Annotated in this window: 12 protein-coding genes; 7 read left to right on the top strand and 5 right to left on the bottom strand. The window is 53.2% G+C overall.

Annotated elements, in window-relative coordinates; genetic code table 11:
• Positions 1-209: 209 nt before the first annotated feature.
• The gene (locus NEA10_RS00345) at positions 210-395 is read left to right on the top strand and encodes a PCP reductase family protein (RefSeq protein ID WP_252663258.1); all 186 of its coding nucleotides are present in this window, start codon (positions 210-212) and stop codon (positions 393-395) included.
• Between the two features lie 69 nt (positions 396-464).
• On the opposite strand, the gene NEA10_RS00340 is transcribed toward NEA10_RS00345, so the two are convergent.
• From NEA10_RS00340 to rsmH, 3 genes are all read right to left on the bottom strand, one after another.
• Positions 465-914, bottom strand: a complete 450-nt coding sequence (locus tag NEA10_RS00340) for an ATP-binding protein (RefSeq protein WP_252663257.1) — start codon at positions 912-914, stop codon at positions 465-467.
• A 4-nt stretch (positions 915-918) separates the two neighbouring features.
• Complete coding sequence (locus NEA10_RS00335; protein WP_252663256.1) at positions 919-2,592, bottom strand: SpoIIE family protein phosphatase; 1,674 nt, start codon at positions 2,590-2,592, stop codon at positions 919-921.
• 338 nt (positions 2,593-2,930) lie between these two features.
• The gene (gene rsmH / locus NEA10_RS00330; protein ID WP_374111885.1) at positions 2,931-3,818 is read right to left on the bottom strand and encodes a 16S rRNA (cytosine(1402)-N(4))-methyltransferase RsmH; all 888 of its coding nucleotides are present in this window, start codon (positions 3,816-3,818) and stop codon (positions 2,931-2,933) included.
• 162 nt (positions 3,819-3,980) lie between these two features.
• Here rsmH and NEA10_RS00325 point away from each other — a divergent pair, with 162 nt between their 5' ends.
• On the top strand, positions 3,981-5,165 hold the full coding sequence (locus tag NEA10_RS00325; RefSeq protein WP_252663255.1) for an NAD(P)H-quinone oxidoreductase subunit H: 1,185 nt from the start codon (positions 3,981-3,983) through the stop codon (positions 5,163-5,165).
• 74 nt (positions 5,166-5,239) lie between these two features.
• Here the strand turns inward: NEA10_RS00325 and NEA10_RS00320 are convergent, their stop codons facing one another.
• Entirely contained in the window at positions 5,240-5,608 is a 369-nt protein-coding gene (locus tag NEA10_RS00320; RefSeq protein WP_252663254.1) for a hypothetical protein, read from the bottom strand.
• Positions 5,609-5,966: 358 nt separating this feature from the next.
• Here NEA10_RS00320 and NEA10_RS00315 point away from each other — a divergent pair, with 358 nt between their 5' ends.
• Positions 5,967-8,987, top strand: coding sequence for a plasmid replication protein, CyRepA1 family (locus tag NEA10_RS00315; protein WP_252663253.1), 3,021 nt, complete (start codon positions 5,967-5,969; stop codon positions 8,985-8,987).
• Between the two features lie 19 nt (positions 8,988-9,006).
• Here the strand turns inward: NEA10_RS00315 and ribD are convergent, their stop codons facing one another.
• Positions 9,007-10,086: a bifunctional diaminohydroxyphosphoribosylaminopyrimidine deaminase/5-amino-6-(5-phosphoribosylamino)uracil reductase RibD gene (gene ribD, locus NEA10_RS00310; protein WP_252663252.1), complete on the bottom strand. Its 1,080-nt coding sequence runs from the start codon at positions 10,084-10,086 to the stop codon at positions 9,007-9,009.
• Positions 10,087-10,184: 98 nt separating this feature from the next.
• Between ribD and NEA10_RS00305 the strand changes: the two genes are divergently transcribed.
• The 4 genes from NEA10_RS00305 (at position 10,185) to NEA10_RS00290 (ending at position 16,064) form a co-directional block, all read left to right on the top strand.
• A complete protein-coding gene (locus tag NEA10_RS00305) occupies positions 10,185-11,096 on the top strand; it encodes a tetratricopeptide repeat protein (RefSeq protein ID WP_252663251.1) in 912 nt (303 codons plus the stop codon).
• Positions 11,097-11,114: 18 nt separating this feature from the next.
• Entirely contained in the window at positions 11,115-11,588 is a 474-nt protein-coding gene (locus NEA10_RS00300; protein WP_252663250.1) for an NUDIX domain-containing protein, read from the top strand.
• Positions 11,589-11,667: 79 nt separating this feature from the next.
• Positions 11,668-12,168 (top strand): DUF427 domain-containing protein, encoded by a 501-nt coding sequence (locus NEA10_RS00295; RefSeq protein ID WP_252663249.1) that lies wholly within the window; start codon positions 11,668-11,670, stop codon positions 12,166-12,168.
• Between the two features lie 305 nt (positions 12,169-12,473).
• Positions 12,474-16,064 (top strand): PAS domain S-box protein, encoded by a 3,591-nt coding sequence (locus NEA10_RS00290; protein ID WP_252663248.1) that lies wholly within the window; start codon positions 12,474-12,476, stop codon positions 16,062-16,064.
• Positions 16,065-16,075: the final 11 nt, after the last annotated feature.

Here is a 16,075-nt window from a genome sequence, read left to right as displayed (position 1 = left end):
CCCCAACGGCTGCCGTTCCCTATTGCCTATTGCCTCTTCCCCCCTCCTCTTCCTCTGTGTCCTCTGTGCCTGAAGTGGTAACCCTCTTGCCATCCCCTCCTGGGAGGGGTAGGGGTGGGTTATGCCTCTTGCCTTCTTCCCCCTGTTCCCTGTTCCCTGTTCCCTCTTATAGAATAAGAACCAATTACAGTCACTTTTTATACACACCTATGCCCGAGTTTGATTTTGGCGACGAACTCCAGTGGACTCCTGAGGCCACCGCCAAACTTAAAAATATTCCCTACTTCGTGCGATCGCAGGCCAGACAGCGTATCGAAGAACTCGCCCGAGACGCAGAATCCAATTCCGTCACCGTCGAGTACGTAGAACAAGCCCGACTCGAATTTGGCCAGTAAACCGGACCCTAGCCCCCATGGACTCCTAGGCGCATCACCTCTAGGCGCATCACCTAGGGCCCGAGGTGGCTAGGCTTTCGTTTTGGGGGCTTCTGATTTTTCCACGAGATTGGCTTCCAACTTCAGACAATTCCGTCCTTCCATGTCCACCTGTAACGTGTACTCCACATGGTCCATGAGGCGATTCATAATCAGCCAACCATAGCCTCCCTCTTGCATCGCTTCCGGAGTCGGGGCCATGTACTCATTGAGATTATAGCCGCGACCATAATCCCAGACCTCTAAACAAATATCACTGTCCTTGAGTTCCAGACGAACCCAGACCGGCAAATGGGGGCGATCGCGGTGAGCATGGCGAACCACATTGGAGAACGCCTCAGCCAGAACCAGCCGTAAGCGATTCGACTGTCTCGCCCAATCAACGCTCTCACCGAGATCCATTTCGAGACAGCCCAGTAGCCAGTTCTCAACGATATTCAAAAACCGTAGTTCGCTAGGAACATGTAGCTCCGTCTTCATGAAATTACAGAACCTCCAGAGAGAGTATCGTTTGGTCGTCTTCTTGCTCTTGGGTATTCCCTCGAACGCGATCGAGTAGATGGGATAAATCCATCGGAGACCCTTCCTGTTGCAACAGGTCCCATAGGCCCTCCTGTTGCAGCATGACCGTCGTCTCCTGGCCCGTCTCATCCACTTGGGTGACACTGGCCTCAGTAATCCCATCACTGGTCAGTAGAAACACATCCCCTGACTTCAGGGTGAGATCCCCCGCTTTCGCTTTCCAAACCGGGAGAATCCCCAAGGGAATGCCGCGAGTTTTCAAGAAATTCGGCTCCGCTGTCACCGGTTTACCGTCCTGAACCTCTTGAACCATGCTGCGATGGGGCCAAATCAGGGGATAAATATGTCCAGCATTGGCATACACCAACTGACGGGTAGCCGGCGTATAGCGGGCCAGAACCATCGTAATAAAACAGTTATTGCTGATTAAGTCATCAGACAGACTGCGGTTGAGATTTTGCATCATCTCATCCGGGGGTGGCGGATTATCCTGAGCCAGTTCCCGACGCATCACAGACATCGCACTGGCCATAAACAGGGCCGCCGGAACCCCTTTCCCGGACACATCCCCCAGGGCTAACCATAAGTCTCCTTGGGGATGAGGATAGACCTCAAAAAAGTCTCCCCCAACGCCTCGGGCCGGATAACAACAGGCTTGGACTTTCTCCGTTTCCGACTCCGGTAGGCTCTGACGCAATAGATTCGACTGAATTTGTCGCGCCACATCCAACTCAGCCAACATTTTCTCAGCTTGTTCCTGAGTGCGTTGATAGAGTCGGGCTTGAGACAGGGCCAACGCCGCCTGTTCAGCCACCAATTCCAGGAGCCGCACATCTTCATCAGACCAAGGGCTATCACTTCCCGTCTGATAGAGTGCCAGGATAGCCAGCAAATTCTGTTGATAAATCAGCGGAACCGCTAGATGCGAGGTACTCGACTCATCATCCTGGACCCATTCACGTTCACGGCCCTGAACCACGGACTGGACCAGGTCTTCGTTATAAGGGCTGGCGGCCAACTCCTCAGATTCGTCGGACCGATAGGACACGGCTCCAGAACTGCGCAGTTTCTCGCCCTCAACGGGATAGAGTTTCGTTCCCGACGCATCAAAGTTGCGGCCGACCGTCTCGACAATGGTGGCCAGCATACTCTCATAATCGAGAGATTCCCGTACCGCCGTCATGATTGCATTCAGCAGTGACTCACGGCGCAAAATGCGGTTGAGTTCATTGGTGCGTTGCTTAACAACCTTGTAGGTCTCCGAAGCTTGCTGGACAACGGTTTTGAGTTCTTCAGGGTTCCAAGGCTTAGTGATGTATTTAAAGACCTGACCGGAGTTAATGGCTTCGACGAGGTCTTCAACATCGGTGTATCCCGTTAAGAGGATGCGAATGGTATCTGGATAGCGGTCAACGGTTTTGCTTAAAAATTCCGTCCCGTTCATCTCCGGCATTCGCTGGTCAGAGATGATAATTGCCATCTCGCCCCGCTCTTCCAGGACTTGTAGGGCGGATAGTGCGCTTTCCGCTTTGTAGACTTGAAACTCCCGTCGAAACGTCCGATACAACAAATCGAGGTTGTCCGTTTCGTCGTCAACCACGAGGAGTTTGAGTTTTTTTTCTTTTCCCCGACTCATGCCATCTCCAACTCGTGGGCTAGTTCACAGGGTTTGACCACAGATGAGGGGGCCAGCCGAGTAGGACTCGGTAACCGCGCTGCTGTGATTCAGTGACGTTATGAGAATGAGCGATAGTTTGGAACCGTCCGGCGCAAATTTTGAGTGCTTGACCGTTGGGCGATCGCATCTTAGTCATCCTAACCCAAGATTTCCCCGAGAGCGACCGCAATGGCACGGAGAATTCCTAAATTCTCCAGAACATATAGGGGAAGCTTGGGCAAAAAACGCCCCAAACTCAGGGAATCGTCCGGTTTTCAGGACTCTTTACCTGAGTGGGATTCTCGATCGCGCGACATTTACCCCTGACGTTGGGCAAAGCGCAGTTTGGCCGAGCGCGATCGCGGGTTGGCCTCCCGTTCATCGTCTTGAGGACAAATCGGCTTTTTTGTCAAGACCTTGAGCCGTTCTTGCTCTCGCCAACGATGTTTCACCAGGCGATCTTCAAGACTGTGAAAACTAATGGCGCCAATACGTCCCCCCAGCACTAGCCCGTCCGGGGCGCGATCGAGCCAGGTTTCCAGACTCTCCAATTCCTGATTCACGGCAATGCGTAACCCTTGAAACACCCGTGTAGCGGGGTGAATGCGGCCATAGCGGTAGCGACGAGGGACCACAGCGGCGATCGCCCCAGCCAACTCAGTGGTGGTCGAGAACGGTCGCTGTTGGACAATGGCCCGAGCAATTCGGCGCGAGAGGCGTTCCTCCCCATAGTGATAAAAGATATCCGCCAACTCCCGCTCATCAGCGTGATTAATCAACTCCCCCGCCGTCAGAGATTGTCGGCAATCCATGCGCATATCCAGGGGGGCCTCCTGACGGAAACTAAACCCCCGTTCCGGGACATCCAACTGGCCAGAACTGACCCCCAAATCAGCAATGATGCCATCAAACTCAGCCTCATAATAGGGAAACTCAGCGAAATTACCCCGCCAAAACGAGATGCGATCGCCATACTCCCCTAAATTCTGCCGGGCCGTCTCCAACGCCATCTCATCGCGGTCAATCCCCACCACCTGAGTCTCCGGGGCCGCCTCTAAAATCAAGCGACTATGGCCCCCAGCCCCCAGCGTCGCATCCAGATAACGGCCCCCCGGACGCACCTGAAGATACTCCAGCACCTCACGGGCCAGCACCGAAATATGCTCAAACGGCGTGGAGTTGAAATCTCTAGAATTTTGTGCAATCTCAGTCAAGCTAATCCCCCATGTTCCCTATAATAAGGGCAACGGTGAAACAAAACGATACATCGAAAATACAGCGAAACGGGACAGTCACGACCCGCAACCAGCCTCTTAAACGCTAACAGCTTTCGCTGAAACAAACCCAACCTGATACGTCCTAACCTTATGCCTAACCTCGAAACTCGAACCGAACCGATGGTGCTCAACATGGGACCGCACCATCCCTCAATGCACGGCGTTCTACGTCTGATTGTCACCCTCGACGGCGAAGATGTCATCGACTGCGAACCCGTCATCGGCTATCTTCACCGAGGTATGGAGAAAATCGCCGAAAGTCGTACGAACGTGATGTTTGTCCCCTACGTGAGTCGTTGGGACTACGCCGCCGGGATGTTCAACGAAGCCATCACCGTCAACGCCCCAGAACAACTAGCTGGGGTCGAGGTTCCCAAGCGGGCCAGCTACATCCGCATGATTATGCTGGAACTCAACCGCATCGCCAACCACCTCCTCTGGCTTGGCCCCTTCCTCGCGGACGTGGGTGCACAAACCCCCTTTTTCTACATCTTCCGGGAACGGGAACTGATTTATGACCTCTGGGAAGCCGCCACAGGTCAGCGACTCATCAATAACAACTACTTCCGCATCGGTGGCGTCGCCGCTGATCTCCCCTATGGTTGGGTGGACAAATGCGAAGACTTCTGCGACTACTTCGACCCCAAAGTTGACGAGTACGAAAAACTCATCACCAATAACCCCATCTTCCGCCGTCGGATTCAAGGAATTGGCGTCGTTAGCCGTGAGGAAGCCATCAACTGGGGTCTCTCCGGTCCGATGCTACGGGCCTCCGGGGTCAAATGGGACTTGCGTAAGGTCGATTCCTATGAATGTTACGACGAACTCGACTGGGACGTGCATTGGGAAACGGAAGGGGATTGTTACGCCCGATATTTGGTGCGGATTCGCGAGATGCGCGAGTCGGTCAAAATGATTCGTCAAGCCCTGAAACAACTTCCTGGCGGTCCCTTTGAGAATCTCGAAGCCCGTCGTATGGCCGAAGGTCCGAAGTCAGAATGGAATGACTTTGATTATCAGTTTATGGGCAAACGCATTCCTCCCACCTTCAAAATCCCAGAAGGGGAACATTATGTGCGCCTCGAATCCGGGAAGGGTGAACTGGGAGTGTTCATCAAGGGGAATAACAACATCTTCCCCTGGCGCTTCAAAATCCGCGCCGCCGACTTCAATAACCTGCAAATTCTGCCCCATATCCTACGGGGGGCGAAAGTGGCGGATATTGTGGCCATTCTCGGTAGCATCGATGTGATTATGGGGTCCGTCGATCGCTAAACTCAATGGGGGGGCTTCCTGGGTCGTGTTTAGACGATCTAGGGAGTCCCCGGATTCGCTCGCTCTGGCTGCTATTATCGACCTGAAGCCCGTTTCCAACTGGCGCGATAGGCCGCCGACTTTTCCAAGCGACAGGGATAGCCCGCTCGTCCGTCAATCTCTCCAAGACAGGCGAATAACTCATCAAAGCGTAACCGCAGTTCAGGATGAGAGCGAACAACCTCCTGGGCCCGGAGGCTATCGAGGGAAACTTGCACTTGACGGGATTGCAAGCTAATACAATAATCGATTCCTGGCTGAAGTTGATGCCGTTGCAGCAAATTGTTGAGTTGCTGCGTTGTTTGCATCAACCGCACCTGGGATGAAGCCTCTCGGGTGGCATCATTCTCCTCTTGAGTTAATGCCCGCCAGAACTGACGTAGGCGATCGCCGACTCCCATCATGTTACCCGCACTCTCTACTACAATTTAAGGTTTTTGTCAAGAGATAGACATTGATATTAACGCCAGTCTATCTCCTGCCACCCTCTCCGCTGTCCAATTGTAGCGGTTTCAGCCAGAGCAACCACAAGCCTCTTGCCTCAAAGCGGTGCGTTCCGGCAGTTTGATCCGAGTCGCTTGAAGCCAAAAATTGAATGCAGCCGGGACGCACCCTACCCGATTGCCTGTTCCCTGTTCCCTGTTCCCTGTTCCCTCTACCCAGATACAGAGTTTTGGGAAAAATTCAAGCCGTTGACACACTACATATAGCGTATGCTAAAGTCACTACTCCTCGCATACGCTCGAACTTAACCCAACAATCGTGAACCACCTACTCGAATGGTCAGCCAGCCAAGTTGATGAGGCGCTGACCCGTCTTAACGTGCTGTCTTTAGAAGGAACCCGCCCTTACGATTATCTCTTTTATGGCAACGAGATGCCACGCCGCAATGACGGTCGCCTCTCTAGCCCCATCTTGCAACGCTATCGCCATATCGAAGCTGGGGGCTGGTGGTGTTCCGGGATTAATCTGTTGACGGGAGAGGATGACCTCTGGGGTTGCTTCAAACCCAATCAGCCTCGCGCTCAAGGGGGTCTAAATCCCGAGGGTCAGGGGAAAGCCATTAAGTATGAACATCCCCCGAAAACCGCCACGGGAGTCTTCGCGTTGCGGGTTCCCTTGCATCTGTGGCAGGCGATCGCCGATCGCGCGGGAGTCCCCCTCTCCCACAGTGCCATCGATGAGGCGAAATCGGATTTGGGCTTCTGGCAATGGTTATTAGAACATCCCCAAATTCCCCTCCACATCACCGAAGGAGCTAAAAAAGCCGGAACTCTCCTCAGTGCAGGCTATGCAGCTATTGCCCTACCGGGAATTAATGGCGGCTATCGCGTGGAACGAGATCAATGGGGCCAGCGTCGCGGCAAATCCCGGCTGATTCCTCAACTGCAACGGCTTAGCCAGGGCGATCGCCCCATGTATCTGGTCTTTGACTGCGATCGCAAACCCAAAACCATTAAAGCGGTCAATACAGCCCTACAACGCACTGGCTATCTTCTCAATCAAGCGGGTTGTCCGGTGCATATCGTCACCTGGAATCCCAATGAGGGTAAAGGAGTGGATGATTTCATCGCCAACCAGGGGGTTGAGGCCTTCCATGAGGCCGTGAAAACGGCCCTCCCCCTGAATACCTGGAAAGCCCAATCCCTCAACGCCCTCACAGTTCCCCCGGCCCAAGAACTCAACCGTCGCTATCTCGGAGACATCTCGATTCCTGGGAATCAACCCCTGGTGGCGATTCATTCCCCCAAGGGAACCGGTAAAACCCAACTGTTGGCCCAAGTGGTTCAGCAAGCCAAAGCCCGACACCAGAAAGTCCTAGTCTTGGGCCATCGTGTGCAATTGGTGGAAGCCCTTTGTCAACGGTTTGAGTTGCCCTATGTGAGTCAACTGGCCCAACCCCAACATCCCGAGGTGGGGATGGGACTCTGTATTGATTCCCTTCATGGGGACTCTCAAGCCCAATTTGACCCCGACTATTGGCAGAATGCCCTGGTGATTATCGATGAAGTCGAACAAGTCCTCTGGCATGGTTTAAACTCCGATACCTGTCGCAATCAACGGGTGGCGGTGTTGCGATCGCTCAAACGGTTGCTGGAAAATACCCTGGGCCATCAGGGTCAAGTCCTTGTCGCTGATGCAGATTTGAGTGATATGGCCCTGGAGTACCTCTGTAGCCTGGCCGCCGTCGAGGCCCAACCCTATCTCATTGCCAATTCCTGGAAACCCGAGGCTGAGGAATCCTGGCAGGTTCATCACTACAGCGACAGCACTCCCAAACGGTTTGTCAAAGACCTGGAAACCTATATCGAGAACGGTGGTAAACCCTTCGTCTGTCTCTCCGCCCAGAAACTCACCAGTCGTTGGGGGACGCGATCGCTCGAAGCCTATTTCCGCGAAAAATTCCCCCAACATCGCATCCTCCGCATCGACGCCGAATCCGTGGCCGATCCCAAACATCCCGCCTATCACTGCACCCGGCATCTCAATGACTGTCTGCAAGAGTATGATCTCGTCCTCGCCTCCCCGGCCCTGGAAACTGGGGTCAGTATTGACGAATTGGGTTTGTTTACCTCCGTCTGGGCGATCGCCCAAGGGGTCCAATCCACCAACACGGTTCGCCAAGCCATGGCCCGAGTGCGGGAGGCGGTTCCTCGCTATCTCTGGGCTGCCCCCTATGGCTTTAATAAGGTGGGCAATGGGTCCACCTCAATTCCCGGTTTATTGACTTCTGGCAAACGTTTAACTCAACTCAATGTGCGTCTGCTGCAACAAGCCGATTTTGAGGGGATTGATGATATTGATGTCGGCTTTCAGGCTGAGTCTCTAGGCTGTTGGGCCAAAATGGGAGTTCGCCTCAATGCCGCTATGGCCAATTACCGCAGTACCATTGTCGCGGCCCTACAAGCCGAAGGTCACCAACTTTGTCCCGTGGCCCCAGCCAAACGGCGATCGCGCTCCCGCAAAGCCCCCAAATCTGCCTGTGACACCCTGCACGATCGCATCGCCGAGGTGCAACAGCAAAACTATGAGCGGGAATGTGTGGCGATTGTCAATGCCCCAGACTTCAATGAAGCCGAATATCGGGCTTGTAAGAAACGGCTCGTTAAACGCTCAGGCGATCGCCGGGCCTTACGCAAATACGAACTCCACCGTCGTTATAAAGTCCCAGTCACCGAAGCCTTAGTGCAACAAGATGACCAGGGGGCCTATCAGAAACTACGGCTTCACTACTACCTAACTGTGGGGCGGCCCTACCTGGCCCAGCGCGATCGCCAAGTCGCCCAACAGCTCATTGAACAGGGACAAGGGCAAATCTTCCAACCGGACTTCAACCGCTCTCAACTTGGGGCCACTGTGGGAACGATGCACCTGTTAGGGATTCACAAATTCCTAGAAACTCCGGAACGGGAACTCTCCAACAGGGACCCAGATTTACAAAAACTAGCGGAGTTGGCGTTGAAGTACCGGCAAGACATCAAAACCACCACCGGCATCGGTTTAGCGAAAAACTCCACCCCGATGGTGATTCTGCGCCGCTTCCTGGACAAAATTGGCTATGGCTTAACCTGTTTACGCTGTCAACGTCGCCAGAAGAAGGTCTTACGGATTTATCGTCTGGATATCCCCAAAGATGACCGTCTCCTAATTTTCCGCAACTGGTTAGCCGTCGATCAACGGATTCCCAATCGGGGTGACCAAGACGTCCCAGTATCCAATGTTGCCGCTTCTGCGGTTACAGCACAGGATAATACTTGTGTTCAATTGACGTTGGATTTGTAGCATCCTACCCCTCTTGCCTTCAAAGATAGCCCTCTAATAGCAAATCCTCACCAATGGGATGCCATTGGCAATGCTGGAGGGGGAGGGCCTCAGTCATCTGAGTGAAGCCTAAATCAGCTAGGGGGGTTGGGGCAGAATCGCCGCCGATGAGTTTGGGGGCGATGAAGGCCATGACTTTCTGAACCATTCCTTCAGATAGGGCCCGGGCCGCTAACACGCCTCCACATTCCCAAAGAACAGTCATCATGCCCCGTTCATAGAGATCCGCCATGACGACGCTGGGGGTGAGTTGGGGATAGGCGATGACCTCGACCCCGCGATCGCGCAATTGATCTTGAAATTCTGGCTTGACGCCGCTTTCGGTAGCCACGAGGGTGGGGGCTTCCCGGACATCCCAAAGCCGGGCATCTGGGGGCAGGTCCAGGCGACGACTCATGACGACTCGTAGGGGATTTTTGGCAGCGTGGTTATGACAGGTCAGATGGGGGTTGTCGTTGCGAACCGTGTTCCCTCCTACAATAATGGCGTCACAGTTACCCCGAAGTTGATGCACCCGTTGCCGGGCTGGGGTTCCGGTGACCCAGGCACTATGGCCGCCCTGACTGGCAATTTTGCCGTCCAGGGTCATGGCATATTTGAGGATGCCGAAGGGACGTTTATGGGTGATGCGGTGGAAGAAGGCTTCGTTGAGACGGCGACAGTCGGCTTCTTCTACCCCGACGCTGACCTTGATGCCGGCGTCTTTTAGGCGAGCGATTCCGCCACCGCCGACTTTGGGGTTGGGGTCTATGGTGCCGATGATGACGTTGCTAACTTGGGCTTCGATGAGGGCTTCGGAACAGGGGGGAGTGCGTCCGTAGTGGTTGCAGGGTTCGAGGCTGACGTAGATGGTGGCCCCCCGGGCGCGATCGCCCGCTTGTCGTAGGGCGAAGACTTCGGCGTGAGGCTGGCCGGCCCCGGGATGGAAGCCTTCGCCAACGATGACTCCCTCTTGTACGATGACTGCCCCCACCATGGGGTTAGGGGCGGTTTGTCCCTGGGCCCGACGGGCAAGGGTGAGACAACGCTGCATCATGGCGCGATCAAAGGGACTGGTCATGGGGGAGAAGGCAAAAGGCAAAAGGCAAAAGGCAAAAGAGGCAAGAGGGGGGAGGGGCTAGAATTGAGGTTGGATCTGATGCTTGGGGAGGTTTGCTGATGCTGTGGGGACGATTAGGACAACGAGGGGTTTTGCTGTTGGGGGCGATCGCTCTGCTGGGAGGGTTGGCTGGGGGCTGGCCACCGGGAGGGTTACCGGGCATTGCTCAGGATTTTTCCTCCTCTCCTCTCGATTCTGCCGCTGAACGGGAGTTGAATCGAGGGTTGCAGTTGGTGCAACGGGATGATCTCTCTGGGGCGATCGCCGCTTTCCGGGAGGCGGTTCGACTCGATCCGGAGTTTTCTCCAGGGTACTATAATCTCGGACTGGCGTTGCGTCAGTCTGGGGAGCTACAACAGGCAGCGGAGGCGTTTTTACGGGCGGTGCAGACGGATTCGGGGTTTGCTTTGGCTCATGGGAATCTCGGGGCCGTGCTGTTAGAGGCCAATAATCTCCCTCGGGCCCGTCAGTATTTGGAACGGGCGATCGCCCTCGATCCTCGCTTGGGGTTCGCTCATTATAATTTGGGTCTCTTACACTATCAAGAAGGAAACTCCGATGAAGCCTTATCTGCCTTTCGCTTGGCACAACGTCACACCGATAATGCTCCAGAACCCCACTATTATGCAGCTCTAATTTACATTGAACAGGGTCAAATTCGCCGAGCAAAATCGGCATTACGTCAAGCAATTTCTCTGAATCAAAATTATGCAGAAGCTCATTATCAATTGGGGGCAATTTTACTATCAGAAGGGGATTTGGATGGGGCCCTAACAGCGTTTCGGGCTTCCCGGGAGGCGAATCCGGGTTATGCTAATGCGTATTATGGGGCGGGTTTGGTGTTTCTACAACGGGGGAACGCTTCCCAAGCCCGAGAGGTCTTAGAATATGCCCGCGATCGCTATCAGGCTCAACAACAACTGCAATGGGTTGAGCGGACTGAAGAGCTGTTGCGAAGAATCAATAACTAAAACCCAAGTATTAAACTCATGTTGGCACAGCAAATTTGGCGGTATGTAAAAACAGTCATGGGAATCGTTTTTCGTCACCCAATTACGGGAACAACGGTGGTGGCGGAGTTGATTGAGGGGGAGGATGCCGGGAAATTGGTGTTGATTCAACGGCGGGATACGGGCCGTTGGGGGCTTCCTGGGGGGATTATTGATTGGGGAGAGGATATCCCGACGGCGGCGCGGCGAGAACTCTATGAGGAAACAGGGTTGCAGTTGCATCAATTGGGGCGTTTAGTGGGGGTGTATTCTCATCCCGATCGCGATCCTCGGATTCACTCGATTTCTATTGTGGTGACGGCCCAGGTGACGGGGGAGTTTAACCCCCAGGATACTCAGGAGGTTCTCGGGGTGCGGGCCTTTCATCCCTCGGAGATTCCCTACGACTGTCTCTGTCATGATCATGAACAACAACTGCGGGATTATTTAGCCGGAAAGACGGCGATCGCCTAGAAAACGCTTCCCTCCTAGCGATTTCTCATGAGACTGGTTACCCTAATTAGAGTGCAATAGACCCTCAGGAAGCCCTCTCATGTTGAATCGACCCCAACGCATTGAACCGAAACCGGGACAAGAATCCGTCTGGGATTATCCCCGTCCCCCTCGCTTAGAACCGGTTTCCGGCCGTCTCTGGATTGTCTTTAATGATCAGGTAATCGCCGACACAGAAAACGCCTACCGCGTCTTAGAAACCAGCCACCCTCCCGTTTATTATTTTCCCCCGGAAGATATTCAGATGGACGTTTTAAAATCTTCCCCTCGGCAAACCTTTTGTGAGTGGAAGGGGGCTTGTCGCTACTACACCGTTCAGGTGGGGGATAACGTGGCACGAGAGGCGGCTTGGTATTACCCGAATCCGGTTCCGGAATTTGCGGCCATTGCTGGTTATGTGAGTTTTTATGCCAGTCAAATGGATGCCTGTTATGTACGCGGCGAACAAGTTGACGCCCAGCCTGGTGACTTTTACGGCGGTTGGATTACTCAAGAGATTGTCGGACCCTTCAAAGGGATTCAGGGGAGTTGGGGTTGGTAACTTAGGTATTTTTGACAACTACTCGAATAAATGTTAGGTCAACTATTGGATCAGTTGAGATGACCTCCACGGCCAAACGCTAAGTCAAATGTAAAGAGTTAGACTCGTAGGATTGAGTCTCTGTCTAAGGGGGGTATAGTGGGAGTAAATTATAAAGCTGAGGTCACTCAGCTTGGGAAGACATCTACTCTAAGGGATTTCTAATGACCTGTGAGACCCGGAGGGCTACTCCCTCGCAGACTCAATCCTAGGTCTAGTTCCAGTGTTCCACATCTGACGTTTGTGCCAAGGCTGACTCTCCTACGATGAAACTCTCCCCCAAGTCCACGGACTTCCTTGCCCCCATGCGCCGCGCTCGCCTGCGTCAGCCCCGTCGCGGAATTCCCCTGCGGGCGGTGTTAGTGGCCCCGTTTGCGTTACAAATTGCCTTGGCGGTTGGCTTAACGGGATGGCTGATTGCTCGTAACAGCCGCTTAGCCGGTGAGTCGATGGCTCAATCCCATCAACAACAGATGAGTGAGACGGTGCTTCACGATCTCGAAACCCATCTCAAACAACTGATCCAAGTCTCTAACTTGAACCGCCGTTATCTCGAAAGCCAACTGCTTGATCCGGCCTCTGTGGATTATATTGAGGCTCTTTTGTGGCATCAGCTACAGACGTTTCCTCTGATATCTGCTATCGGCTTTATCAATACCAATGGCGATACGATGGCCGTCCTGGGAAGTCGGGGGGCTGAGAGTCTGACCTTACAAAAACGGAATGGTCGGTTACGGGCCATTTGGGTGGATCAGCTAGGCCAAGAGATTCGAGAGGAGGAAACTCTGACGACGTTCAACCCTCAGGGGATTATGAGTTATAAAAATGCCTTACGTCGAGGCGAATCGGGTTGGGATGAGGTTGTCTTTGCTCCAACATTGCCCCTCAACTCTCTGATCACCTTTTCGGAAGTAGTGGGATCTCGGGAGAATCCCTTGGGGGTGATGGTGACGGCTCTGGAATTGAGTACTCTCAATCAGTTGCTCACTCACGATCATATGAGCTATGGGGCAGAGGCCTTTCTTGTGAATCGTCAGGGACACCTGTTGGCAACATCCTTGGCGGAAGGGAGTCCAGGCCAGGAGCAGTTTTTTCAGGAGATGCGATCGCAAACTCGAGCCCGAGAGAGTCGGTTTCGCTTTATTCAAGGGATTGCGGAAGCGGTGGAGACGGAGTTTGGGGCTTGGGATCAGCTTCAGGGCAGGTACAGCTTACGGTTACCCTTACGAGATGCCCCTCATTTTGTGGAGATCACTCCTTTTAAGATGAATGGGGGAGTCGATTGGTTCTTAGTAACGGGGATTCCCGAATCTCGGTTTTTAGGCCATTTGGACGGGAGTAGTCGTCAGACCCTGATCATTTGTCTGGCGGCGATCGCAGTAGCAGGAGGCCTAGGCTGGTGGGTATCTCATTGGATTGCTGCCCCAGTAAAACGGTTACAGCAAGCGGCTCGGGATGTAGCTGGGGGAAACTTGTCGCGGCGGGTCCAGGTGCGGCAACCCCAAGAAGTGGCGGACTTGGCCGATTCGTTTAATCTGATGAGTGAGGATTTAGAGCGATCGCACCTGTACTTAGAAGCCACCGTCACCGAACGAACCCGGGAACTGGAGCAAGAAGTCAAGGAACGACAAGCCATTGCGGCCCAATTGCATCGCTCGGAAACCCGCTATCGTCTCTTGGCTGAGGGCACTCAGGAGGCGATCGCCCTTTTACAAGAGGGACGGTTTAATGATTGTAACAACGCGGCCTTGGCCTTGTTCGGTGTGGCGAATAAAGATGAGTTTTATGGTCTAACCCCTTGGGGCCTATCACCGCCTTATCAGCCTGATGGTCAGTCCTCTGAGGACGCCGCGCGAAACTGGATTGACCGGGTCTTTCAACATGGACCCCAACGCTTTGAGTGGGTTCATCAGCGACTCGATGGCATCGTATTTGTAAGTGAAGTCTGTCTGAGTGCTATTGAGGTGGAGGGTCATACCATCATCCAGGCCGCTATCCGGGATATCACCGATCGCAAACGAGCAGAACTCGAACTACGGCAGCGAGAAGAACAATACCGGACGTTGGTGGAAACAGCCAACTCGATTATCCTGCGCTGGAACCTTGAGGGCGACATTACCTTCATCAATAGTTATGGGGAAACCTTTTTTGGCTATGGGAAGAACGAGTTACTGGGGCAGTCCATCTCGATTCTCGTACCCAAAACCGGTACAACGTTTAAGTGGCAAGAGTTTGCTCAAGAGTTACAGGATAATCCCGATGGTCGGACGACCCGGGAGGATTCCCATATCTGCCGCGATGGAACTCTCGTCTGGGTTCTCTGGGCCAATCAAGCCCTGCTGAACCCCGATGGCAGTTTGTCTGAGATTCTTGGGGTGGGGACTGATTCAACGGAACGTAAACGGGTTGAAGTGGAATTGCGACAGGCAAAAGAAGCGGCAGACTTGGCAAACCGGGCCAAGAGTGAGTTTATTTCTAATATGAGTCATGAGTTGCGCACGCCCCTCAATGGAATTCTTGGCTATACCCAAATTTTCAAGCGTCATGAGAATTTACCCCCAGCCCTAGCCAATGGGATACAGGTCATTCATCAATGTGGGACTCATTTGTTGACGCTGATTGAGGATATTCTCGATTTTTCCAAGCTAGAAGCCCAACGAATGACCCTGGTGGACAATCCCTTTGCCCTCAGTAGCTTCCTGGAAACGGTGGTACAGATGTTTCACCTCAAGGCCGTACAGAAGCAATTAGACTTTGTTTGTGTGAAAGACCCGGAATTACCCCAGGGGGTGATTGGGGATTCTAAACGTCTGCGTCAGGTTTTGATTAATGTATTGGGCAATGCCATTAAGTTTACGGAACGCGGAGCTGTTACCTTTAAGATTTCCCTGGTGCAGCGGGCTTCTCCAGCCACGGGCGATCGCTGTCAAATTCGCTTTTCGGTTCAGGACACGGGAATCGGTATGAGCTCGGAACACGTCTCTCGTATCTTTCTACCGTTTGAACAAGTCAGTGATCCCGCTTACCGCTCTGAGGGAACTGGGTTAGGCTTGACCATTAGCCAAAAAATTGTCCATCGGATGGGGGGAACCTTAACCGTTGAGAGTGAGTTGGGCCAGGGGAGTTGTTTTTGGTTTGAGATCTGGCTACCCCAAGCCTCTAGGTGGCCCGAAAAGGGGCAGGAACCTGGGAACTTGGCAGTGCGTCAGGGCTATCGCGGTCTTCGTCGTCATCTTCTGATTGCCGATGATACCTCGGTGAATCGTTTGACCCTGGTGCAACTTTTAACAGATTTGGGGTTTGAGATTCACGAAGCTGAGGACGGACAACAGGCCCTGACCATGGCGATTGAACAGCAGCCAGACTTGATCATCACGGATTTGGTAATGTCGGGAATGGATGGCTTCGAGTTAATCCGTCAGGTGCGCGCCCATGAGGCTTTAGCTGGGATTCCAATTATTGCAACCTCCGCAAGTACCTTGATTCAAGAGCGCGATCGCAGTTTTGCGGCGGGCTGTGACGAATTTCTTTGTAAACCTATTAATACGGAGCTGATGTTAAACAAAATCGACAAGTATCTCAATTTGGAATGGGTATATGAGTCAACTCAGCCCAACCTCGATAATACCGATGGCGTTACACCCATGGCAGAGTCACAATTCATGATTTTTCCTGATCCCAAACAACTTGATCAGCTGATACATTTGGCAAAACGTGGCAGCCTCAAACGATTGCTAGAGACAACGGATGAGTTGGTCAAGGAGAATCCAGATTTACAACAGTTTTCAAAACATCTGAAACAACTGGCTCGTAGGTATCAAGATAAAGCTATTTTGCAGTTACTCAATCGATCCTAAACTAAAAGTCC

The sequence above is a fragment of the Phormidium yuhuli AB48 genome (assembly GCF_023983615.1).
GTDB classification, from domain to species: Bacteria; Cyanobacteriota; Cyanobacteriia; order Cyanobacteriales; family Geitlerinemataceae; genus Sodalinema; species Sodalinema yuhuli.
The sequence above is the reverse complement of the archived record's forward strand: the minus strand, read 5'-3'. Positions and strand labels throughout refer to the sequence as shown.